The 20,138-nt window shown below is 74.9% G+C and carries 20 protein-coding genes; 9 read left to right on the top strand and 11 right to left on the bottom strand.

Annotated features, from left to right (window positions below):
- The first annotated feature begins 69 nt into the window (after window positions 1-69).
- Complete coding sequence (gene uraH, locus AC6H2I_RS19430) at window positions 70-426, top strand: hydroxyisourate hydrolase (protein WP_497502343.1); 357 nt, start codon at window positions 70-72, stop codon at window positions 424-426.
- On the opposite strand, the gene AC6H2I_RS19425 is transcribed toward uraH, so the two are convergent.
- Window positions 411-866 carry a hypothetical protein gene (locus AC6H2I_RS19425; protein WP_497502342.1) on the bottom strand — a complete coding sequence of 152 codons (456 nt, stop codon included), beginning with the start codon at window positions 864-866 and terminating at the stop codon, window positions 411-413. The two genes, uraH and AC6H2I_RS19425, sit on opposite strands and share 16 nt — an antisense overlap.
- A 67-nt stretch (window positions 867-933) precedes the next feature.
- Window positions 934-1,656 carry a phosphate signaling complex protein PhoU gene (gene phoU / locus AC6H2I_RS19420; RefSeq protein ID WP_497502341.1) on the bottom strand — a complete coding sequence of 241 codons (723 nt, stop codon included), beginning with the start codon at window positions 1,654-1,656 and terminating at the stop codon, window positions 934-936.
- A gap of 173 nt (window positions 1,657-1,829) precedes the next feature.
- Between phoU and AC6H2I_RS19415 the strand changes: the two genes are divergently transcribed.
- A complete protein-coding gene (locus AC6H2I_RS19415) occupies window positions 1,830-3,158 on the top strand; it encodes a pentapeptide repeat-containing protein (protein ID WP_497502339.1) in 1,329 nt (442 codons plus the stop codon).
- Window positions 3,159-3,183: 25 nt separating this feature from the next.
- On the opposite strand, the gene AC6H2I_RS19410 is transcribed toward AC6H2I_RS19415, so the two are convergent.
- Window positions 3,184-3,750, bottom strand: a complete 567-nt coding sequence (locus tag AC6H2I_RS19410; RefSeq protein WP_497502338.1) for a hypothetical protein — start codon at window positions 3,748-3,750, stop codon at window positions 3,184-3,186.
- A 162-nt stretch (window positions 3,751-3,912) separates the two neighbouring features.
- On the opposite strand from AC6H2I_RS19410, the gene AC6H2I_RS19405 reads away from it, so the two are divergent.
- Together AC6H2I_RS19405 and AC6H2I_RS19400 are read left to right on the top strand one after the other, a co-directional pair.
- A complete protein-coding gene (locus AC6H2I_RS19405; RefSeq protein ID WP_497502337.1) occupies window positions 3,913-4,797 on the top strand; it encodes an ABC transporter substrate-binding protein in 885 nt (294 codons plus the stop codon).
- On the top strand, window positions 4,794-5,783 hold the full coding sequence (locus tag AC6H2I_RS19400) for a FecCD family ABC transporter permease (protein ID WP_497502336.1): 990 nt from the start codon (window positions 4,794-4,796) through the stop codon (window positions 5,781-5,783). Before AC6H2I_RS19405 ends, AC6H2I_RS19400 begins: the two co-directional genes overlap by 4 nt.
- On the opposite strand, the gene AC6H2I_RS19395 is transcribed toward AC6H2I_RS19400, so the two are convergent.
- A complete protein-coding gene (locus AC6H2I_RS19395; protein WP_497502335.1) occupies window positions 5,784-6,299 on the bottom strand; it encodes a MarR family winged helix-turn-helix transcriptional regulator in 516 nt (171 codons plus the stop codon).
- Between the two features lie 513 nt (window positions 6,300-6,812).
- On the opposite strand from AC6H2I_RS19395, the gene aguB reads away from it, so the two are divergent.
- On the top strand, window positions 6,813-7,694 hold the full coding sequence (aguB, locus tag AC6H2I_RS19390; RefSeq protein ID WP_497502334.1) for an N-carbamoylputrescine amidase: 882 nt from the start codon (window positions 6,813-6,815) through the stop codon (window positions 7,692-7,694).
- Between the two features lie 16 nt (window positions 7,695-7,710).
- On the opposite strand, the gene AC6H2I_RS19385 is transcribed toward aguB, so the two are convergent.
- From AC6H2I_RS19385 to AC6H2I_RS19375, 3 genes are all read right to left on the bottom strand, one after another.
- Window positions 7,711-8,355: a putative metalloprotease CJM1_0395 family protein gene (locus tag AC6H2I_RS19385; RefSeq protein WP_497502333.1), complete on the bottom strand. Its 645-nt coding sequence runs from the start codon at window positions 8,353-8,355 to the stop codon at window positions 7,711-7,713.
- A 101-nt stretch (window positions 8,356-8,456) separates the two neighbouring features.
- Complete coding sequence (locus tag AC6H2I_RS19380; RefSeq protein WP_497502332.1) at window positions 8,457-9,488, bottom strand: histone deacetylase family protein; 1,032 nt, start codon at window positions 9,486-9,488, stop codon at window positions 8,457-8,459.
- Window positions 9,485-9,889, bottom strand: a complete 405-nt coding sequence (locus AC6H2I_RS19375) for a response regulator (protein WP_497502331.1) — start codon at window positions 9,887-9,889, stop codon at window positions 9,485-9,487. Before AC6H2I_RS19375 ends, AC6H2I_RS19380 begins: the two co-directional genes overlap by 4 nt.
- Window positions 9,890-10,073: 184 nt before the next feature.
- Here AC6H2I_RS19375 and AC6H2I_RS19370 point away from each other — a divergent pair, with 184 nt between their 5' ends.
- The 3 genes from AC6H2I_RS19370 (at window position 10,074) to AC6H2I_RS19360 (ending at window position 14,464) form a co-directional block, all read left to right on the top strand.
- A complete protein-coding gene (locus tag AC6H2I_RS19370; protein WP_497502330.1) occupies window positions 10,074-13,073 on the top strand; it encodes an SLBB domain-containing protein in 3,000 nt (999 codons plus the stop codon).
- Window positions 13,070-13,861, top strand: a complete 792-nt coding sequence (locus AC6H2I_RS19365) for a glycosyltransferase family 2 protein (RefSeq protein ID WP_497502329.1) — start codon at window positions 13,070-13,072, stop codon at window positions 13,859-13,861. Before AC6H2I_RS19370 ends, AC6H2I_RS19365 begins: the two co-directional genes overlap by 4 nt.
- A 123-nt stretch (window positions 13,862-13,984) precedes the next feature.
- Window positions 13,985-14,464, top strand: coding sequence for a helix-turn-helix domain-containing protein (locus AC6H2I_RS19360; protein ID WP_497502328.1), 480 nt, complete (start codon window positions 13,985-13,987; stop codon window positions 14,462-14,464).
- Window positions 14,465-14,523: 59 nt separating this feature from the next.
- Here AC6H2I_RS19360 and AC6H2I_RS19355 read toward each other — a convergent pair whose 3' ends face one another.
- The 4 genes from AC6H2I_RS19355 to AC6H2I_RS19340 all read right to left on the bottom strand — a co-directional run bounded on the left by AC6H2I_RS19355 (window position 14,524) and on the right by AC6H2I_RS19340 (window position 18,920).
- Window positions 14,524-15,363: a glycosyltransferase family 2 protein gene (locus AC6H2I_RS19355; protein WP_497502327.1), complete on the bottom strand. Its 840-nt coding sequence runs from the start codon at window positions 15,361-15,363 to the stop codon at window positions 14,524-14,526.
- A gap of 30 nt (window positions 15,364-15,393) precedes the next feature.
- A complete protein-coding gene (locus tag AC6H2I_RS19350; protein WP_497502326.1) occupies window positions 15,394-16,383 on the bottom strand; it encodes a hypothetical protein in 990 nt (329 codons plus the stop codon).
- On the bottom strand, window positions 16,376-17,608 hold the full coding sequence (locus AC6H2I_RS19345; RefSeq protein ID WP_497502325.1) for a glycosyltransferase: 1,233 nt from the start codon (window positions 17,606-17,608) through the stop codon (window positions 16,376-16,378). The genes AC6H2I_RS19350 and AC6H2I_RS19345 overlap by 8 nt, the downstream gene beginning before the upstream one ends.
- 64 nt (window positions 17,609-17,672) lie before the next feature.
- Window positions 17,673-18,920: a hypothetical protein gene (locus tag AC6H2I_RS19340; protein ID WP_497502324.1), complete on the bottom strand. Its 1,248-nt coding sequence runs from the start codon at window positions 18,918-18,920 to the stop codon at window positions 17,673-17,675.
- A 58-nt stretch (window positions 18,921-18,978) separates the two neighbouring features.
- Here AC6H2I_RS19340 and AC6H2I_RS19335 point away from each other — a divergent pair, with 58 nt between their 5' ends.
- Entirely contained in the window at window positions 18,979-20,130 is a 1,152-nt protein-coding gene (locus tag AC6H2I_RS19335; RefSeq protein WP_497502323.1) for a M14 family metallopeptidase, read from the top strand.
- Window positions 20,131-20,138: the final 8 nt, after the last annotated feature.

The following is a 20,138-nucleotide window of genomic DNA, read 5'->3' as shown; positions in this document are numbered from 1 at the left end:
ACGACCCTTGCCTCCGTCGCTGCAGTGCACATACTTTGAGCCTCGCCCGACCGCGACCGGAGACGCCCCATGGGACGCCTGACCACCCACGTCCTGGACACCGCCCACGGACGCCCCGCCGACGGCATGATCGTCGAGCTCCAGACCCTCGCCGCCGACGGCGCCTTCCGCCTGCTGAAGCAGGCCGAAACCAACGCCGACGGCCGCACCGCGGCCCCCCTCCTGGAAGGGGAGGAGCTGCTGGCCGGGACCTACCAGATCGTCTTCCTGGTCGGCGACTACTTCCGGCGCCTGGGCGTCGCGCTCGCCGAGCCGCCGTTCCTCGACCACGTGCCGGTGCGCTTCGCCATCGCCGACCGCCAGGACCACGTCCACGTCCCGCTGCTGGTCAGCCCCTACAGCTACTCGACCTACCGGGGAAGCTGAGCCGCACCGGCCAGGGCGCGGGCCCGGCGGCTGAGCGCCGCGGTCGCGTCGGCCGGCAGGCGCTCGGCGATCAGCGACACCAGGCCGCCGCTCTCGTAGCCGCACTGGGCGTCGAACAGCCCCTTCAGCCGCTCGAAATCGGCCAGCCAGCGGCCGTCGCGCCCGCTGTCCGCGGCGCGCCCGGCGAGGCCCTCGGCCAGCGCCAGGACCTGGGTCTGCAGCGCCCGGACATCGGGCAACGGGGCCTCGCCGGCGAGGCCGACGGCGCCCAGCGCGGGCAGCACGGCCTCCTCGACGAGCGCGCCATGGCGCCGCCACACGACGGCCAGCGTGGCCATCTCCGTGGCCCGGGTGTCCCAGGCGGTCTGCTCGGCGTTGCCGGCGACGCCGAGCGCCCGCCGGCCGGCGGCATGGTCGGATTCCAACACGTGCGTGATCATCGCACCGCACCCCGTTCGTGGTGTAGCGGCGGGGACAACCGTGCCGGGGCGGCGGGGTTCCCCCGGGTCAGGCGCCGGCGGCGCCCGGCTCCGGCAGGATCGAACAGGTGGCGTCGTCCTTCGTCCGCTCCTCCGCCGGCAGGTGCCCCTCGACGAGGAAGCAGATGGTCTCGGCCACGTTGGTGGCGTGGTCGCCGATGCGCTCCAGCGATTTGGCCACGAACAGCAGGTGGGTGCAGCCGGTGATCTGCTGCGGCGATTCCATCATGTAGGTCAGGAACTCGCGGAACAGGGCGGTGTACGCGTGGTCGACCCGGGCGTCGCGCTCCCGCACCGCCTTGGCGCGCACCGCGTCCTGCTCGACGTACGCGCTCACCACGTCGTGCACCATCGCCAGCACCGTCTCCCCCATCAACGTCAGCGACGCCACCGGCGCTGCTCTCGGCAGGTCGCTCAGCGTCACCGTGCGTTTGGCCACCGAGGCGGCGAAGTCGCCGATGCGCTCGATGTTGGACGACACCTTGAAGGCGGCGACGATCTCCCGCAGGTCGCGCGCCATGGGCTGGCGCAGGGCCAGCAGGCGGACCGCCTGCGCCTCGACCTCCGCCTCGATCCGGTCGACCTCGGCATCGCTGCGCACCACCGCGCCCGCGGCCTCGGCGTCACCGGCGGCCAGGGCCCGCAGCGCCAGGGCGAGGTTGCCCTCCGCCAACCGGCCCATCCGCTCCACGGCACCGTGCAGTCGCTTCATCTCGGCGTCGAACGCCGTCACCGTGTGTCCACCGCTCATGGCGCATCCCCGTTCGGTTCCCCGGCCCGCGTCCCGGCCCACCGGGGCCGATCGGGCGGCCCCGCGCGGCAGGGTCCTTAACGATTAGAACAGAATTCTTTAGGAAACTACCCCATGGTTGGAAGAATTGCGTCGCCCACGCCACCGGGCGGCGCCAACACCGGGCGCCCTCGATGACTCCTCATGAACTGGTCGCCGTGCTGGAAAAGCATGAGCGATGGTTGAAGAACAAGTCCGGCGGCAGCCGTGCCAACCTGACGATGTGCGACCTGGAGGGGGCCAACTTCTCCGGCGTCAACCTGACCTCTGGCAAGCTGTCGGGGGCGAAGCTGGCGCACTGCGATTTCACCAACGCCGATCTCAGCCACGCCGACCTGTTCGCCGCCCACCTCACCAAGGCGGACCTGTCCGGCTGCACCCTCTATCGCGCCGACCTGCGCGGCGCCCACATGCGCGGCGCCAAGCTGAAGCGGGCCATCCTCAAGGAGGCCGACCTGCGCGGCGGGGCCCTGCTCTACGGCGGCAGCCAGGGCGGCGGCAGCCAGGGCAGCGGGGGCAAGGGCGGCCTGGACTTCGTGCGCTCCGACCTCTCGGGCAGCGATCTCGACGACGCCTCCATGACCAACGCGAACATGGCCGGGGCCGACCTCACCGACGTGTCCATGAACGGCGCCGATTGCCAGGGCGCGCTGATGACCGGCGCCACGCTGATGCGCGCGGCGATGAAGAACTGCAACCTGACCGGGGCCGACCTGCGCAACACCAACCTGTCCGGTGTCAACCTCCAGGGTGCGGTGCTGCGCGACTGCAACCTGACCGGCGCGGTGCTGGCCGGGGCCAACCTGCGCAACGCGGATCTGCACGGCGCCAAGCTCGAGGGGGTCGACCTCGCCGGCGCCGACACCACGGGGGCCAACCTCGCCCGGTCGGCCGAGAACTTCTCGGTGCAGATCCAGCAGGCGCTGCACAACCACTACACCTGGATCAACTCCAACGGCGCCATGGGCGCGCGGGCCGAACTGAACGGCGCGGACATGGCCCACATCGACCTGCACGGGGTCAATCTCAGCGGCGCCTCGATGAAGCGCATCCAGCTCGGCGGCGCGAAGATGCGCGACAGCCTGCTGATCATGTGCGAACTGGCCGAGGCCGACCTGCGCGAAGCCGATCTCACCGGCGCCATCCTCGACGGGATCAGCCTGCGCGGCGGCGATCTCAGCGGGGCGCGGCTCGACGGGGCCGGGATCGGCTGGGTCGACATCAAGGGGCCGGACGGCAAGCCGACCGGGCGGCTGTGGGCGGCGAACCTGACCAATTGCCGGTTCGTCGGCGCGTCGCTGGTCCGTGCCAACCTGCGCGGCGCCAACCTCGCCGGGGCGGACTTCACCGGCGCCGACCTCAGCGGTGCGGTGCTGACCGACGCCAACATCCGCGACGCCCGTTTCACCGGCGCCAACCTCACGGGCGCCAGCCTTCCCGCGGCCCCCGACAACGACGACTGACCGTGCCGGGCCCCGCCGCCGCGGGCTACCGGTGCGGGCGTGCCCGCCGCCCGGCCTCCCGCAGGATCCAGGCGCAGCGCGTCTCGGGCTGGTCCAGCTCGGCCGGCACGAAGACCAGGCGGTCGGCCGGAACCCAGCGCCGGCACAGGCCCTCGATCACGGTCTGGGCGTGCAGCTGGTGCCAGGGGTTGACGAAGCGCACGCCATCGTCGAGAAGCGGCAGAACGCCCCAGGGCAACACCGCGACGATGTCCCACCCGGCGACCACCGCGGCGGCCCGCTGCGCCAGCTGCCCGGTTCCCGCGGGGTCGTCGGCAGCGTAGCCGTTGCACAGCCAGAACGCCAGGAAATCCAGGGGCGTGCGGTCCGCGACGAAGCCGTCCACCGCGGCCTCCGCCCGGTCCGCAAGGTCGTCCGCGTCGGCGCGCAGCAGCGCGCGGTGCTCCTCCCGGGTCAGCGCGTGCAGGCTCAGTCCGGCCCGGATGCGGTCGCGCATCCGCTCGTTGAGGACGGGCACGTCGAGCGCTCCCCCCATCGTCAGCGCCAGGGTCGTCTTGCCGACGCCCGCGCTGCCGGTCAGGCCGATGCGCATCGCGGATACCCCCAATTCAAATGCGTGATTGTTCCCGGCGAGCATAACGCCGATCGCCCGGCGCTTGCCAGCGCCGCGCCGCTCCCCTAGTCTGCGCGGCCACGCGTACGGCTTCCCCCGCGGGGGCGGGAGCGTCGGTCCGCCGCGAGAGGTCCCTTGCCCATGGCGCACGCCGCCGTCGTCGCCATCACCCTGCTGTGCGCGGGGGTGCTGCCGGCCGCCGGGGCCGCCGCCGCCGAGGTGGCCGCCGGGGTGGCCGCGAAGGCGGCGCCTCCCGGCGTGGTGCGGCCCCACCGCATCGTCTCCCTCAACCTGTGCGCCGACCAGCTCGTCGTCCTGCTGGCCGGCCGCGACCGGATCGCCGCCCTGTCCGACCTGGCCGACCAGGCGTCGTTGTCCTATGTCGCCGACCGGGTCGCCGGCATCGCCAGGACCGCCGGCACCGCAGAGGAGGTGCTGCCGCTCCGCCCCGACCTGGTGGTCGCCGGCCGCTACACCGCCAAGCCCGCCGTGGCGCTGCTGCGCGCCAAGGGCATTCCCGTGCTGCAGATCGACATTCCCCGCAGCTTCGGCGCGATCCGCGACCAGGTGCGCCATGTCGCCGCGGCCCTGGGCAGCGAGGCGACGGGCGAGGCGCTGCTGGCGGACATGGACCGCACGCTGGCGCAGGCCGCGGCGGGGCGGCCGGCGGGGCCACGGCCACTCGCCGTGACGTGGCAGGCCGGTGGCTTCACCGCCGGGGCCGGCACACTCCCCGACGCCGTGCTGGACGCCGCCGGCCTCGACAACCTGGCCGCGCGCGACGGCCTCGCCGGGTACGGTTACCTCACCCTGGAACGGGTGGTCGCCGGCCGGCCCGACCTGCTGATCGCCGACGCGGCGGTGCCCGACCGGCCGTCGATGCGCCAGGCCCTGCTGCTGCACCCCGCGCTGCTGCGGTCGGGCGCCATCGGGCGGCGGGTCGACCTTCCGTCATCGCTGATGGCGTGCGGCGGCCCCTTCACGGCCGAGGCGGTCCGCCTGCTGCGCCAGGCGGCCGCGCCATGACGTCGCGGCTGCTCAACCCGCTGCTGGCGGCGCTCGCCGGCCTCTTCTTCGTCCTGTCCCTGACGGTGGGGCCGAGTGCGGTGACCCTCGGCACGGCGCTGGCCGACCTCATGGCCGGGGCCGACACCACGGCGGCCGTCATCGTCGCCGAAATCCGGCTGCCGCGGGCCATCCTCGGGCTGGCCATCGGCGCGACCCTGGGGCTGGCCGGGGCGGCGCTCCAGGGGCTGCTGCGCAACCCGCTGGCCGAGCCCGGGGTGATCGGCGTCTCGCCGTTCGCCGCCCTGGGGGCGGTGGTCGCCTTCTACAGCGGCCTGGCCCAGACCGTGCCGCTGGCCCTGCCCATCGGTGGCATCGCCGGCGCGCTGGCCGCGGTCGCCCTGTTGTACGGGCTGGCCGGGCGGACGGCCGGCGTGCTGACCCTGGTGCTGGCCGGAATCGCCTTGTCGAGTCTCGCCGGGGCGCTGACCTCGCTGGCCCTGAACCTGTCCCCCAACCCCTTTGCGCTCGCCGAGATCGTGTTCTGGCTGCTGGGCTCGCTGAGCGACCGCAGCCTGGTGCACGTGGCGCTGGCGCTGCCCTTCATGATGGCGGGCTGGGTGCTGATGGCGTCCTCCGGGCGGGCGCTCGACGCCCTGACGCTAGGCGAGCTGACGGCGCGCTCCATGGGCGTCGACCTGCGCCGGGCCCGGCTGTGCGTGATCGCCGGCACCGCGCTGGCGGTGGGGGCGGCGGTCGCGGTCAGCGGCACCATCGGCTTCGTCGGGCTGATCGTGCCGCATCTGCTGCGCCCGCTGGTGGGCTGGCAGCCGCGCCGGCTGCTGCTGCCCAGCGCGCTCGGCGGCGCCGCCCTGACCCTGGCCGCCGACGTGGCGGTGCGCCTGCCCGGCCCCGGTGCGGAGCTGAAGCTCGGCGTGGCCACCGCCCTGATCGGCGCACCGTTCTTCCTGGCCCTGGTGCTGCGCATGCGGGCGCGGCTGGCGTGATCAGGTGTCCATCGCGTCGATCGGACCGAGACCGGGCGCCCCGTCCTCCTCGGCAGCCGCCCCGGGGGGGCCGAGGTTGGCGACGACCCGCCGCAGCACAGCGATCGCCCGGTTGACGTCGGCGGCGGCGATCCCCTCGACCGCCTGGGCGTTCACCTCGTCGCCGGCGGCGGCGAGGTGATCGCGCAGCGCCCACCCCTTGCCCGTGAGCCGGATGTTGACCTTGCGGCGGTCGGCTTCGTTGCGGCACCGGCGGACCAGTCCACGCTTCTCCATCATGTTCACGGCGGCAACCGTCGTCGGCTCCATCATCCCGACGCGGTGGCTGAGTTCGCGCTGCGTGAGGCCGTCCTGCTCCCACAGCACGCGCAGGAAGAACCACTGGGCCATGCTCACCTCATGGCCGCCGACCCGGGCCTGCAACACGCGGGCGAACGAGCGGTGCGCCTCGCGCACGGTGTAGGACAGGTTGCCGTCAGCGTCGGCCGGCGCCTGAATCTCATCGTTCGGTGTCAAGTCGACACCCTCCCCATCCCTTGAATGCGCCGACGCCGCTGCCGGCGCCCCGGGCGCAGCAGCGTGTGGTCCCCCGGACGGGGCGGCGGCGGAGCTTATGCCCCTCTGTCTTGGTTTATACTAGTTAAGCAACCCGAAGACGCAAAAGAAAATCGCAGACACCCGGTCACTGCATGCAATGATATGTTTGTGCGGTTCCGGATTTTCAACAATTCACACAAAATCACGTGTTCCTGATTGAGAATAGCACCGACACGATGACACGCGCGTCCGGCTGATCTGCAGAAATCGGCAAGCCATATAGGAGTATGCGGAGCATCCGACGGGGCCGGCCTCGCGACAGCATTTCAACACGACCCGATTCGCCGATCTTTCACTGTGCGGTCGCCGCCGCCGGTGGCGGGGGTCGGGGCCGGGGCGGCGGCCGCCGGGCGGTCGGCGCCATTGCACCGCCCGCGCAAACGCGCCAAACAGGACGGCGTGCCGTCCCCATCGCCCTGAGGAGCCGTTTCCATGAGGACCGTCACCGTTGCCGCCACGCAGACCTTCTGCACCTGGGACCGCCCGGCGAACGTCGACCGGATCGAAGCGCTGGTGCGCGCCGCCGCGGCCCAAGGCGCCCAGATCATCCTGCCGCAGGAGCTGTTCGAGACCCCCTATTTCTGCAAGGACCAGAAGCAGGACCTCTTCGCGCTGGCGCAGCCGGTGGAAGACCACCCGGTGATCGCCCGGATGAGCCGGCTGGCGAAGGAGCTCGCGGTCGTCCTCCCCGTCAGCTTCTTCGAACGGGCCAACACCGCCTACTACAATTCCCTGGCGATCGTCGACGCCGACGGGGCGGTGCTCGGCGTCTACCGCAAGTCGCACATCCCCGACGGGCCGGGCTACCAGGAGAAGTTCTACTTCAACGGCGGCGACACCGGGTTCCAGGTCTACCGCACCCGCTATGCCGCCATCGGCGCCGCCGTGTGCTGGGACCAGTGGTTCCCCGAGACCGCCCGCATCATGGCGCTCAAGGGGGCGGAGCTGCTGCTGTACCCGACCGCCATCGGCTCGGAGCCCCAGGACACCGGGCTGGACAGCCAGGGGCACTGGACCCGGGTCATGCAGGGCCACGCCGGGGCCAACCTGATGCCGCTGGTGGCCTCGAACCGCACGGGTCGCGAGGAGGCCGAGAGCTGCGGTATCACCTTCTACGGGTCTTCCTTCATCGCCGGCCCGCATGGTGAGCTGGTGGCCCAGGCCGGGCGCGAGGGAGAGGCGGTTCTGACGGCCACCTTCGACCTCGACGCCCTGGCCGCGCAGCGGGCGAGCTGGGGCGTGTTCCGCGACCGCCGCCCCGATCTCTACGGGCCGCTGCTCACCCTGGACGGGTCGACGCCGAGCCTGCGCTGACCGCGGCGGCGGCCGGTCAGGCGCTGAGGGCCAGCACGGGCGGGCGCGCCGCGGCGACGGTGGCCGCGGCACCGTAGGCCGCGGCGCCGCGCGCCGCCAGGGCCGGCGGAGCGGAACCGGCGGAGCCGGCGCCCGCCGGCCCGTCGGTGCCTGCCGCACCCGACCCCTCGGTGCCCGGGGACCCGGTGGCCTCGGCCTGGTCGGAACGCCGCTCCGCCTGGGCCTGCGCCTTGATCGCGTCGGCCTGCTGGGCGACGCGCAGGTCCTGGGGCGAGGGATCGGCGGGGGCCAGGGCGGCCCGTTTCACCACCTCCATCTTGGCGATGGTGGCGTCCGGCTCCTGCTCCCGGCTGAGGTCGATGGGCACCTCGCCGGCGACGGCGTAGTTGCGGCCGTCGGGTCCCTTCTGGAAGGTGAAGGAGGCACCGCCGGCGTGGGGCCCGCCGGCGGCCTGGTGCGCGGCCTCGTGCTGGCGCACCTCGGCGTCGGTGCGCTGGAGCTTGCGGATCTGCTCCTGCTCGTCGGGGGAGCGCTGCAGGGCCGACCCGGCGGAGGCGGCGCCGGCCGTGTCCGGCGACGCTGCCCGGGCGCCGGCCTGCGGCTGGTCCGAAGGCAGGGGGTAGGGCCGCAAGGGGATGCCGGCCGACACCGCGCCGATCACCGCTCGTTTCCTCCCGTGGCCGGCCTCATGGAGGGTGCAACGGTAGCAGCGGCCGCCCGCCGCGGCAACGCGCCGCGGCGGCGGCGGCGTTCACGAATCCGTCAGCGCTCCTCGAACCCGACCAGGACGTTGGCGACGTTGACGCCGAGCGCGTCGACGGCGTAGCCGCCCTCCATCACGAACAGGGTCGGCCGCCCCATGGCGGCGAGCGCGGCGCCGAGCCGCAGGAAATCCTCCGACCGCAACCGGAACCGCGAGATCGGGTCACCGCCGTAGGTGTCGGCGCCCAGCGACACCACCAGGACGTCGGGGGCGAAGGCGGCGATCCTGGCCGCGGCGGCGTCGAGCGCCATGGCATAACCGTCCCAATCCGTCCCCCATGGCAGGGGGAGATTCACGGTGGCGCCGAGTCCGGCCCCCTCGCCGACCTCGTCGGCGTGGCCGCAGAAGTACGGAAACTCCTGGCGCGGGTCGGCGTGCAGCGACACGAACAGGACGTCGCCGCGGTCCCAGAAGATCTCCTGGGTGCCGTTGCCGTGATGGTAGTCGACGTCGAGCACGGCGACGCGGGCGGCGCCGCCGTCGCGCAGCGCCTGGGCAGCGATCGCCGCGTTGTTCAGGAAGCAGTAGCCGCCGTAGAAGGCCCGGCCGGCGTGGTGGCCGGGCGGCCGGACCAGGGCGAAGGCGGCACGGTCGCCCGACGCCACCCGCTGCCCGGCGGTCACCGCGCAGTCGGCCGCCGCGGTGGCGGCGCGCCAGGTGCCGGCGGTGATCGGGGTCCCCGCGTCGAAGGAGTAGTAGCCGAGTCGCCCGTCGATCGAGGTGGGGACGACCCGGCGGTGCATGCCCGGCGCCACCCAGTTCAGCGGAAGCGCGTCGATGTCCCCGTGCTCCGCCACCCACTCGTCCCATGCGCCACGGAGGAAGGCGAGATAGCCGGCCTCGTGGACGCGGGCCAGCGGCCCGTCGCCGTGGCCGTCCGGCTCCACCACCGGTCCGATGCCGAGGGTCCGGAGGCGGGCGAGGACGATCTCGGCACGGCGCGGCGTCTCGTAGCAGGGGACGAGCTGGCCGTCGTTGAGCTCCGCCCGTCCCGCCTGGGCCCGGTGGGCGTCGCTGTGCACCACGATCATGGCGCGGCACCGGCCGGCAGCGCCAGCGCGGCGTCGATCGCCCGCTGCACCGCCAGGGTCTCCAGCGGCTTGGTCAGGGCCGCGACGGCACCGGCCTCCCGCGCGAAGCGCAGCACGGCGTCGCGCACCGAGCCCGTTCCGGCCAGGCGGCTCGGCCCGGCCGACATGCACACCACCGGCAGCGTCGGCGCAAGGCTCTTCAGCCGCCGCAGCGTCTCCAGCCCGTCCTGGTCCGGCATGAAGATGTCGGTCAGCACCAGGTCGGCCCCGCACTCCAGATAGCGGGCAACCCCTTCGCCGCCGCTGGAGGCGGCGTCAACCGTGTGCCCCATGCGCTCCAGCAGCGCGCGGGCCAGGGTCAAGGTCGGCGGATCGTCGTCGATCACGATGATGCGCGCCATGGGGGAATTCCTCCCGCTCCGTCCAAAGGCGGCGATCATAGCCGCAATCCTGCGGTCGCGCGCCGGAAAATCGGCCCCGTCCGGATTGCCGCTGGGGTTGCACCGCCGCCCGATGCACGCGAATGTATGGGGTCGCGACGGACAACGTCCCCATGCCGCGCATCGGATCGCCACGAGACGCCCCATGATTGCCTTCCGCAGCGCCATCCGCGTCGCCCTGGTGGCGCTTCTGGCCCTGTCGCCGGCGCTGGCGGCCGGGCCGCCCACGCCGGAGAGCTCCCCCGTGGAGGCCGCGTTCGCGGCGCGCGCCGGCATGCCCCTGCGCCAGTTCGGCTACGACTTCTTCGACGAGGCGCCGTCGGCCCGCGACCGCGCCGTGCTGGGGGCGGTGCTGAGCGACTACCGCATCGGACCCGGCGACACCCTGACGGTGACGGTGCGCGGCGACGTGGCGTCCTCGGGCAGCTACGTCGTCGACGGCCAGGGCCAGATCCTGGTCGATCCGTTGCCCCCGGTGACCGCGGTCGGCCGGACCCTGGGCGAGGTGCGCGCCGAGCTGCGGGCGGCGGCGGCGCGGGTCATGACCGACGCCGAGCTCTACGTCTCCATGACCGAGATGCGGCGGATCGGCGTGCTGGTCGTCGGAGCGGTGGCCCGGCCGGGGCTGCATGAGATGGGGGCGTTCGCCCGCGTGGTCGACGCCCTGATCGTCGCCGGCGGGGTGCGGCGCGACGGCTCGCTGCGCCGCATCCGCCTGGTGCGTCCGGGGGGCGGTGGCCGCGACGTCGACCTCTACGACCTCTTCCTGGCCGGGGGCGGGGCCGGCGGCGACCGGCTGGAGGACGGCGACCGCCTGGTGGTGCCGCCGCTCGGCCCCACGGTGGCGGTGGCCGGGGCGGTGGCGCGCCCGACCGTGTTCGAGCTGTCGCCGGTTCGCCCGCGCCTGTCGCTCGACGACCTGGCGTCGCTCGCCGGAACCCCGCTGCGGCAATCCGCCGCGCACCGGGCGCTGCGCCTGTCGATCGGCGAGGATGGCACGGAATCGGCACGGGAGCTGACCCCGGAGGAGGCCGACGCGCCGCTGTTCGGCCCGGGCGACCTGCTGATGCTGACGCCCCGCCGCGAGAACCGCGTCGGCGTCGTGCGCCTGGACGGCCACGTGCTGCGCCCCGGTCCCCGCGCGCTGGCCGACGCCCCGACCCTCGGCGCCCTGGTGGCCGCGGCCGATCTCGGGCCGGAGGCCTACCGGCCGTTCGCGGCGCTGGCCACCACCGAGCCGGGCACGGGGGCGCGCACGCTGCGGCCGGTGGACCTCGGCGCGGTGCTCGCGGGGCGCGCCGACCCGCCGCTGGTCGACGGCGACGCGCTGGTCGTGCTGGGCGCCCGCGAGGTGGACTTCCTGACGTCGGAGGCCGTGCTGTCCCTGCTGCGCGGCCACCCGCCGTCGGCCGGGGCGTGCGCCGGGCTGGTGGTGCTGGGCCGCGCCCTCGCCGCCGACCCGGCCGGACGGCGGGCCCGCGGCCCGGCCGCACGGGCCGCGACGCGCCTGACCGGCACGCCGGCGCCCTGCCCCGCCGTGTTCGACGCCGTGCCGGACCTGCTGCTGTTCGCCCTGGACCATGCCGTGCTGGTGCGCACCGGGGTGCGGCGGCCGGGATTCTATCCCGCCGCCGGGCGCCCGGCGGCCGATGCCCTGGGCGCCGCCGCCGGCGGCGCGGGCCCGGGGCCGGTGTCGGTGCGCCGCGGCGGCGCCATCGTCGACCACGGGGCCCCGATGGTCGAGCTGGTCGGCCACGTCCGCGACCCCGGGACGGTGCCCCTGGCGCAGGCCCGGTCGCTGCGGGCGCTGCTGTCGGGCGACGCCCTGCGCCCGGGGGTCTACCCGCTGCTGGGGGTGATCGAGCGCTTCGATCCGCCGAGCCTGGCGGTGGCCTACCTGCCCTTCTCGCCCCAGGAGGTGGTGGCCGGAGGGGCCGACCGGCGCCTGCGCGCCGACGACCGCATCCGCCTGTTCGCCGAGGCGGCCGTGCGCCAGACCGTCGACCCGGCCGGGGAGGACGCGGGAGCGGACGGACCCGAGGCGGCGGACGGGTCCGGAGGCGCGGCGTTGGGGAGGGCGGTCGGCTGGGACGGCGGCTGGGATTGGGAGGTCGACGGCGCGCCGCTGCCGTCCGACCTCGCGGCCATGCTGGTGGCCCGCGGCGTGGCGGTGCGGGGGGCCGTCCTGCGCCCCGGGACCTACCCGGTGGCCGACGGCGCGCCGCTGCACACCCTGCTGGCCGCCGCCGGCGGCCTTACCCCCGCCGCCGATCCGGCGGCGGTCGAGGTGACGGTGGCGGAGGCCGGTGCGGTGGTGCGGCGGACGATCGACCTGCGTCGGGGAATGGCGGCGCCGGTGCGGTTGCGCCCCGGCGACGCGGTCCGCGTCAACCCGCAGCCGGCGGCTCTGGAGGCCCATGCCGTCACCATCGAGGGGGCGGTGCAGCGCCCCGGCACCTACGACGTCGGCCGCGGCGAGCGGCTGTCGTCGCTGATTGCCCGCGCCGGCGGCCTGACCGAGCACGCCTATCCCGAAGGCGCCGTCTTCACGCGCGAGCGCGAGCGGCAGCGCCGGCGGGAGGAACTGGCCCTCCAGGCCCGCACGCTGGAGGCGGAGATCCTGCGCGCCGAGCAGGCCGGCGAGCCGGGTGAGCGCGAGGCGCTGGCGCAGGCGCGGCGCTTCGCGGCGGAGCTCCGCGGCCTCGACCCGCCCGGGCGGATCGTCGTCGAGGCCGACCCCTCGGTGCTGCGCCGCCATCCCGACCGGGACCCGCTGCTGGAGGCGGGCGACCGCATCGTCGTTCCCAAGCGCCCCCTCACCGTCACCGTCACCGGCGAGGTGCTGGCCGCCGCCACCGTGGCGTTCGCGGAGGGCAAGCCGCCGGAGGACTACCTGCGCGAGGCCGGCGGCACCACCCGCCACGCCGACGAGGGGCGCATGTTCCTGATCCTCCCCAACGGCACGGCCCGACCGCTCTCCCTGTCGTCGTGGAACCACGAGGTCACCGCCGTGCCGCCGGGGTCGACCCTGGTGGTCCCGCGCGATCCCGAACCGTTCGAGGTGCTGGGCTTCGCCCGGGATGTCGGGCCGCTGCTCGGCAACCTGGCGCTGATCGCCGCCTCGATCGCGGTGGTGGGACGGTGACCGGCACCCCGCTGCTGTCGGTCGTCACCGTGGTCCGCGACGACCGGCCCGGGCTGGCCGCCACCGCGGCCTCCCTGGACGCCCAGAGCTGGCGCGGCTTCGAATGGCTGGTGGCCGACGGCGGCTCGGGCGATGGGACCGCCGCATGGCTGGCCGCCAACCCCGCCGTCGCCTGGTGGCGGTCGGCCGCCGACGGCGGCCCCTACGACGCCATGAACCGGGGCCTGGCCCATGCCCGCGGCGGCTGGGTGCTGTTCCTCAACGCCGGCGACACGCTGGCGGACCCGCAGGTCCTGGCGCGCCTGGCCGAGGCCCTGCAGGGGGCGCCCGACGCCGACCTGCTCTACGGCGACGCCCTGGAGCACGGCGCCGACGGACGGCTGCGGCGCAAGCCCGCGCGTCGCCACGGCTGGGCCGCGCTCGGGATGTTCACCCACCACCAGGCGATGGTCTACCGCCGGGCCACGGTCGCCGATCTGCGCTACGACACCCGGTGGGCTATCGCCGCCGATTATGATTTCACGCTGCGCGTGCTGAACGGGGCCTCCCGAGTCGTCACGCTTCCCTTCCCCGTGTGCATTTTCGCATCCGGCGGGCTGTCGCAGCGATGCCCCGCCGTCGGCCGCCGCGAACAGACGGCGATCCGCCGCGAAGTGCTTGGGCTCGGCCGTCTTTCGTGCGCCGGCATCACGGCGGGGCAATGGCTGGCTGTGCTCCTGCGGCGACGGTGTGCGGGCGTGTATCTGAAACTTCGCTGCGCGATTGCAGAAACTTCGTTGCGTTTCTAGCAAGCGGTCCGGGGGGCAGGGGAACTAATCGTTGATACTGCCGAAAAGTTGCATCAAATTTGTACGTGAGCCATGCACGCGGGACGACCTGTTCCTTCGTCCGCCAACGCCCGAGGCCCGATCATGAACGCAGTCAAATCCAAACCTGCGATTGCCCATACCTTGTCCCGCCGCGGCGAGGGACCCAACCCCATCGACATCCACGTCGGGGCACGGCTGCGGCTGCGCCGGACGCTGCTGGGGCTGAGCCAGGAAAAGCTGGGAGAGGCGGTCGGGATCACCTTTCAGCAGCTCCAGAAGTACGAGCGCGGCTCGAACCGGATCAGCGCCAGCCGGCTCTACAACCTGGCCCATGTCCTGAACGTCCCGGTCAGCTTTTTCTTTGACGACATGGCCCCCGGCGAGACCGCCGAGGAAGCCGCGGCGGAGCAGACGGAAACCGACGAGTTCGAATCGATGGCCCGGCGCGAGACGCTGGAACTGGTGCGCGCCTATTACCGCATCGGCGATCCCGGCGTGCGCAAGCGCACCTTCGACCTCGTCAAGGCGCTGGGCGGGGACACCCGCGAGATCACCGACGTGGCGGCCCTGGCGGCCGATTGACCGCACCGGGGCCCTCCCACCCGGCGCCCCCCACCCCGCGCTGCGCCGGCCGCCGGGCGTCATCGGCGCAGCGCCCGCATCTTGACCTCGACCTGCCAATAGTAGAAGGCTCGGGCCACCGCGTGGTGCAGCCCTGGGGCGCCGTCGAGCCAGCCCAGCCGCAGCACATAGGCGTGGACGAACACCGCCAGCGGGCGCAGCGGCAAGCGGGCGAACAGGCGTTTCCAGCGCCGGCGCGCCCCGCGCTCGCGGTCCACCAGCGACGCCATGCGACCGTCCGCACGCACCGCCGCCTCCCAGTCGGAATAGCGGTTGTGACGGTCGAACCATGCCGCCAGCGGTTTGTCGTCGGCGTGCCAGAGCGGGGCGGCCAGGTGGCCGACGCTCCCCGCGACCTCGGGCTGGTAGTGGCCCTCCACCTCCCACATGGTCGCCACGTCGAAGTCGTCGACGGCGGGAAAGGCGGCGCGGCGCCGGTCGATCAGGGCCAGCTTGCGGTTGACCGCGCCGTGGCGCAGGCGACGGCCGAGGAACACCGCCCGGCCCGTCACGAAATAGCCGGCATGGGCCGGCCCCCGCGCCATCGCCACGGCGATCTCCGCCACCAGGGCGTCGGTGAGCCGTTCGTCGGCGTCGACGAACAGCACCCAGTCCGTGGCGAACGGCAGGTGGTCGAGGCACCACTGCTTCTTGCGGGGATGCCCCCCGGACCAGCGGAACGGCACCACCGTCGCCCCCCAGGCCGCGGCGATCGCCGGCGTGCCGTCGCCGCTGTCGGAATCGACCACGAACACCCGGGCGAACGGCCGCAGGGGCGCCAGGCAGGCGGGCAGGTTGACCGCCTCGTTGCGGGTCATGACGACGACGCTGACCGGGATCACGTCCGCCAGGCCGGTCATGGCGCCAGCCCGGTCATGGCGCCAGCCCGGTCATGGCGCCGACCCGCCGGCCGGGCGGCCCGCGAACGCCGCCGACAGGTTGACCGCCAGGGCCCCGCCCGCCAGCCCGGCGACCAGGGCGGCCGCCAGCACCAGGAACGGGTCGGGCCAGTCCGGCAGGCGCGGCGCGCTCGGCGGCGCCACGGGGTCGGCGGCGTAGGGCAGATCGATCGCCACCAGCAGGAGAATGCGCTCCTGCTCCGCCTTGAGGTCGCTCAGCACGGCGCGGTGATCACGGTTGGAGATGGCGGCGCCGCGCCGCTCCAGATAGGCGACCTGGGCGGCGCTGCGCCGCGCCGCCTCGTCGCGGAGATGGCCGTCCGCGGCGGCGACGAGCCGGCGCAGCAGGTCCACGGCGACCCCGCGGTCGGCCATGCGCAGGGCGATGCGGCGCATCGGGCCGCCGCCGATGCGCTCGACGGTGACCAGGTGCCGCAGGTGGCGTGCCACCACCTCGCCGTCGGGCATTATCCAGTCGCGCCGGCCGGCCAGCGCCAGCAGCCAGCGCCGCGCCGTGGCCGCGCCCCCGCGAGGCTCCCGCCAGCGGCCCGCGACGGCATCCCAGCGCCCCGGGAACAGCCGCTGCGCCACGGCGGCGTCGGCCAGCAACCGCTCCGCGACGGCCGGCGCCGTCAGCAGCTCGAGAAAACGCGCGAAATCGGACAGGGTCTCGTCCCCCGCCCCGGGCTCGGCCAGGGCCGCGGCGTCGACGCCGCTCACCGGCGCGCGGGCGCCCATGGCGGCGATGCCCGTGCGCGCCGTCGGACCGACCACCATGGTCGCGGTGTGCAGCGGCTCCGTCAGGTTCAGCCACGCCAGGGCGAGCCCCAGGGCCAGCAGGGTGGTGGCCGCGACGAGCCGCCAGCCCGCGAGCAGGGCGCCCAACAGCGCCCGGATCTCGGACGCCGGGGCCCCGGCGGCGGCGCCGTCATCGGCGGCGGCGCCAGCGCGCCGCGGCAGGCTCTCGGCCCAGTCAACCATGCCCCGCTCCGCCGGCATGGCGCACCCCGCCGGAGACGCCCGCCGCGGCCGGCCCGCCCCGGCCGGGCCGGAGCCGCGCCGCCGCCAGCGCCTGGAACCGCACGGCGGCGCGGTCGGCGTCCCAGGCGGCGGCGGCGGCGCGCGCCCGCTCCCCGTGCCGTGCCGTGAGCGCCGGGTCGCCGGCGTAGCGCCGCACCGCCGCGGCCAAGCCGGCGCCGTCCGCCGGGTCCAGCACGGTGCCGCACCCGGCGGCACGGACGGCCCATGCCGCCTCGCTGTCGGGCGGCCCGAGGAACACGCAGGGCCGCGCCGCGGCGAGCACCCCCGCCACCTTGCAGGGGACCAGGCACCCCGACGCGGCGGGCGCCATCGCCGCCAGATGGAGGTCGGCGGCGGCCAGGGTTTCGGCCAGCCGCGCCGCCGGCTGGAACGGCACGAGGCGCAGATTGGCGAGACCACGCGCCGCCGCGTCCAGCGCGGGCCGGCCGCGCCCGTCGCCGACCACCAGGAACTCGACCTCCGGCGTCCGCCCCGCGGCGTCGAGCAGGGACCCCAGCGGATGGGCCAGGCCGAGGTTGCCGCAGTAGGCGACCGTGAACCGCTCGCCGAGGCCGAGCGAGGCGCGCACCGGGTTGCCGGCCCGGGGCAGCGGATGGATGCGCGGATCGGCCCAGTTCGGCAGCACCGCCACGCGCCCCGGCGCGACCCCCATCCCCTCCAGCCGCGCCGCCATGCAGCGGCCGATGGCGACGACCGCGTCGTGGCGCCGCATCGCCCGTGCCGCCGCCGCCGCGGCCGCCGCCAGCACCGGCGCCGGCAGCGCCACGCCGAGCGCCGGGAACAGGGCGGGGAACAGGTCGTGGCACCAGTGCAGCGCGGCCGCGCCGTGGCGCACCGCGAGCAGCGGCCCGGCGAGGGCGAGCAACGGCGGATCGGTCATGGTGACGATCACGTCGTGGCGCGGCAGCGTCAGCCCCCGCGCCACCAGCCGGGCCAGGGCGGCGGCATAACCGCCCATTCCCCGCGCCGCGGCGCCGCCCCAGCCGGTGCGCACCACCGTCACGCCCGGCGGCGCCTCGGCGGGGCCGCAGCCATCGGCCAGCACGCAGACCCGCCAGCCGGCCGCCGCCAGGCGCCCGGCGAGATCGGCCAGACACCGGCCGGTGGCTCCGCGGTCGGGCGGGAAGACGCGGTTGATGAACAGGATGGACGGGGTGGACGGCACGGAACGGCCCCATGCACTGGCGGTAGCACACGAAAGTATGCACAACCCGCCGCACGATGGCCAGTCATAGCGCACGCCCGGTTCGCGGGTCCTGGTCGGCGGCAAGGACCATCAGCGTGATCAGCAGGCCGCAATCGAGGTATTTGAACGAGGTGTGGACGCCGAGGGCGGCGGCCAGCGGCGGCAGCACGGCCGCGGCCAGCACGGGGTCGCGGCGCGCCAGCCGCACCGCGGCCGGAGCGAGGCTGGCCAGCCAGGCCGAGGCCGCCAGCACCCCGGCCAGCCCGGCCTTGAAGAGGATGTAGCTCGCCAGGGTGTGGGTGTAGGGCACCCGCCAGCCGCCCACCGCCGGGTTGGCCAGCCGGGCCCCCCAGCCCTCGCCGACGAGCAGCGACACCGGATCGGCGGCGACCGTCGCCAGCGCGGCCAGCGCCTCGGCGCCGCGGGCGTTGACGCCTGCGGCGCGGCTCTTCGCGACGGCCTGGGCGACGGCGCCCTGGACGAGGTCGGCGAAGGCCCACAGGGTGGCCGCGGCGGCAACCAGCAGCACCGCCACCAGGCGGGGATCGCGGCGCGCCCACCACACCGCGACCACGGCCAGCGCCACCCCCGCCGACACCAGCCCCATGCGGTGCACGGCGCCCGCCAGCGCCGCCAGGCACAGGCCGCCGGCCACGAACAGCGCCGCCGCCGCGGCCATCCGGCACCAGCCGCCCCGGGCCAGCCCGTGCAGCGCCGCCGCCGGCAGCGCCACCGCGGCGAACAGAACGGACGGGGCGTTGAGCAGATAGCCGGCCCCTTCCGGCATCGCGCGGACGCCGACCGCCCCGAATCCCCAGTCCATCGCGTGCCACCAGCGGACGGCGAAGGCGAGTCCGGCCGCCGCCAGGCCGCCGGCCAGGACCACCACGGCCCGCCCCGCCAGCGGCCGCAGCAGCGGCACCAGCACGGCGGGGAGGAACAGGAACAGCAACGGCACGACGTCGCGGGCCATCTGCCGCAGGTCCCATCCCAGTGCGGCGCCGCGCAGCAGCGGCGGCCACAGCAGCGCCGCCAGGGCCACCACGGCCACCGCCTCCCACGGCGCGCAGGCGGGCCGCCTCAGGGTGTGGCCGGTCGCCACCGCCAACGGCTGCGCCCAGCCGGCGGCGAGCGCCAGCCCCAGCGCCACCGTCGCCTCGGCCGCTCCGAGCGCCGCCGGCGCCGGCGCGCTGAACAGGCCGTAGACGAGCAGCGCCGCGGCGAGGGCGATGGCGCGCACCGGCGTCTCCTGGCGGGCGAAGGCGGGCGCGCAGCGTAGCAGGCGCCGCAATCGCTTGGAACGGACCTTCGCACACGCTATTCAACACAGGACGGGTGGGAGGGCGGCGATGGAACGGAAGGTCGACGAGATCGTGCTGGCGGGCAGCCGGCCGGGCACCCGCCGGGTGCTGGCGGTGCACCGCTTCGGCACCCCCGGCGCACGCCCCAAGGCCTACATCCAGGCGGCGCTGCACGCCGACGAGATCCCCGGCATGCTGGTCGCCCATCACCTGATGCGCCGGCTCGACGCCGCCGCCGCCGCGGGCACGCTGTGCGGCGAGGTCGTGGTGGTGCCGGTGGCGAACCCGGTGGGGCTGTCCCAGGTGGTGGCGGGATCGCCGGTCGGCCGCTACGCCCTCGACGGCGAAGGCAACTTCAACCGCGGCTTCGCCAGCCTGGCCGACGCGGTGGAGGAGACGGTCCGCGGCCGGCTGGGCGGCGACCCCGCGGCCAACGTCGCGGCGATCCGCGCCGCCCTGGCCGAGGCCCACGCCGCCGCGGACGACGCGTCCGGCAGCGGCGAGGTGGCGGCGTTGCGCCACGCCCTGCTCGGCCTGGCGCTGGACGCCGACCTGGTGCTCGACCTGCACTGCGACCTGGAGGCGGTGCCCCACATCTACACCGGCGAGGCGTTGTGGCCGGCCGCCGCCGGTCTCGCCGCCGATTTCGGCGCCGAGGTGGTGCTGCTGGCCCGCGAGTCCGGCGGCGGGCCGTTCGACGAGGCGTGCTCGGCCCCCTGGTGGACCCTGGCGGAACGGCTGGGCGGCGAGGGCCCGGTCCCGCCGGCCTGTCTGGCGGTGACGGTCGAGTTGCGCGGCCAGGCCGACGTCGGCGACACGCTGGCCGAACGCGACGCCGAGGCGCTGCTGCGGGTTCTGATGCGCCACGGCGTGGTCGCCGGCGACCCCGGGCCGGCCCCCGCGCCGCGGTGCTCGCCCACGCCGTTGAGCGGGCTCGACCGCATCGTGGCGCCGGTCGCCGGGGTGGTGAGCTTCCGCAAGGCGCCGGGCGACGCGGTCCGCGCCGGCGAGGTGGTGGCGGAGATCGTCGACCCCGTGGCCGGCGATCCGGCGGCGGCCCGCACCGCGCTGACGGCCCGCACCGGCGGCGTCCTGATGGCGCGCACCAACCGGCGGTTCGCCGGGGCAGGCGATCTCATCGCCTCGGTGGCCGGGGCCACGCCCCTGAAGGAGCGCGGCCAGGGCCTGCTGTTCGACTGAACCGGTCC

The sequence above is a fragment of the Azospirillum sp. NS33 genome (assembly GCF_059703765.1).
The sequence above is the reverse complement of the archived record's forward strand: the minus strand, read 5'-3'. Positions and strand labels throughout refer to the sequence as shown.

Bases quoted from the DNA above. Each gene is read 5' to 3' on its own strand.
- AC6H2I_RS19355 (WP_497502327.1), bottom strand. From the start codon at position 15,363: ATGACCGGCCTGGCGGACGTGATCCCGGTCAGCGTCGTCGTCATGACC.
- AC6H2I_RS19400 (WP_497502336.1), top strand. From the start codon at position 4,794: ATGACGTCGCGGCTGCTCAACCCGCTGCTGGCGGCGCTCGCCGGCCTC.
- AC6H2I_RS19350 (WP_497502326.1), bottom strand. From the start codon at position 16,383: ATGGTTGACTGGGCCGAGAGCCTGCCGCGGCGCGCTGGCGCCGCCGCC.
- AC6H2I_RS19410 (WP_497502338.1), bottom strand. From the start codon at position 3,750: ATGCGCATCGGCCTGACCGGCAGCGCGGGCGTCGGCAAGACGACCCTG.
- uraH (WP_497502343.1), top strand. From the start codon at position 70: ATGGGACGCCTGACCACCCACGTCCTGGACACCGCCCACGGACGCCCC.
- AC6H2I_RS19375 (WP_497502331.1), bottom strand. From the start codon at position 9,889: ATGGCGCGCATCATCGTGATCGACGACGATCCGCCGACCTTGACCCTG.
- AC6H2I_RS19405 (WP_497502337.1), top strand. From the start codon at position 3,913: ATGGCGCACGCCGCCGTCGTCGCCATCACCCTGCTGTGCGCGGGGGTG.
- aguB (WP_497502334.1), top strand. From the start codon at position 6,813: ATGAGGACCGTCACCGTTGCCGCCACGCAGACCTTCTGCACCTGGGAC.
- AC6H2I_RS19335 (WP_497502323.1), top strand. From the start codon at position 18,979: ATGGAACGGAAGGTCGACGAGATCGTGCTGGCGGGCAGCCGGCCGGGC.
- AC6H2I_RS19415 (WP_497502339.1), top strand. From the start codon at position 1,830: ATGACTCCTCATGAACTGGTCGCCGTGCTGGAAAAGCATGAGCGATGG.
- AC6H2I_RS19380 (WP_497502332.1), bottom strand. From the start codon at position 9,488: ATGATCGTGGTGCACAGCGACGCCCACCGGGCCCAGGCGGGACGGGCG.
- AC6H2I_RS19360 (WP_497502328.1), top strand. From the start codon at position 13,985: ATGAACGCAGTCAAATCCAAACCTGCGATTGCCCATACCTTGTCCCGC.
- phoU (WP_497502341.1), bottom strand. From the start codon at position 1,656: ATGAGCGGTGGACACACGGTGACGGCGTTCGACGCCGAGATGAAGCGA.
- AC6H2I_RS19370 (WP_497502330.1), top strand. From the start codon at position 10,074: ATGATTGCCTTCCGCAGCGCCATCCGCGTCGCCCTGGTGGCGCTTCTG.
- AC6H2I_RS19425 (WP_497502342.1), bottom strand. From the start codon at position 866: ATGATCACGCACGTGTTGGAATCCGACCATGCCGCCGGCCGGCGGGCG.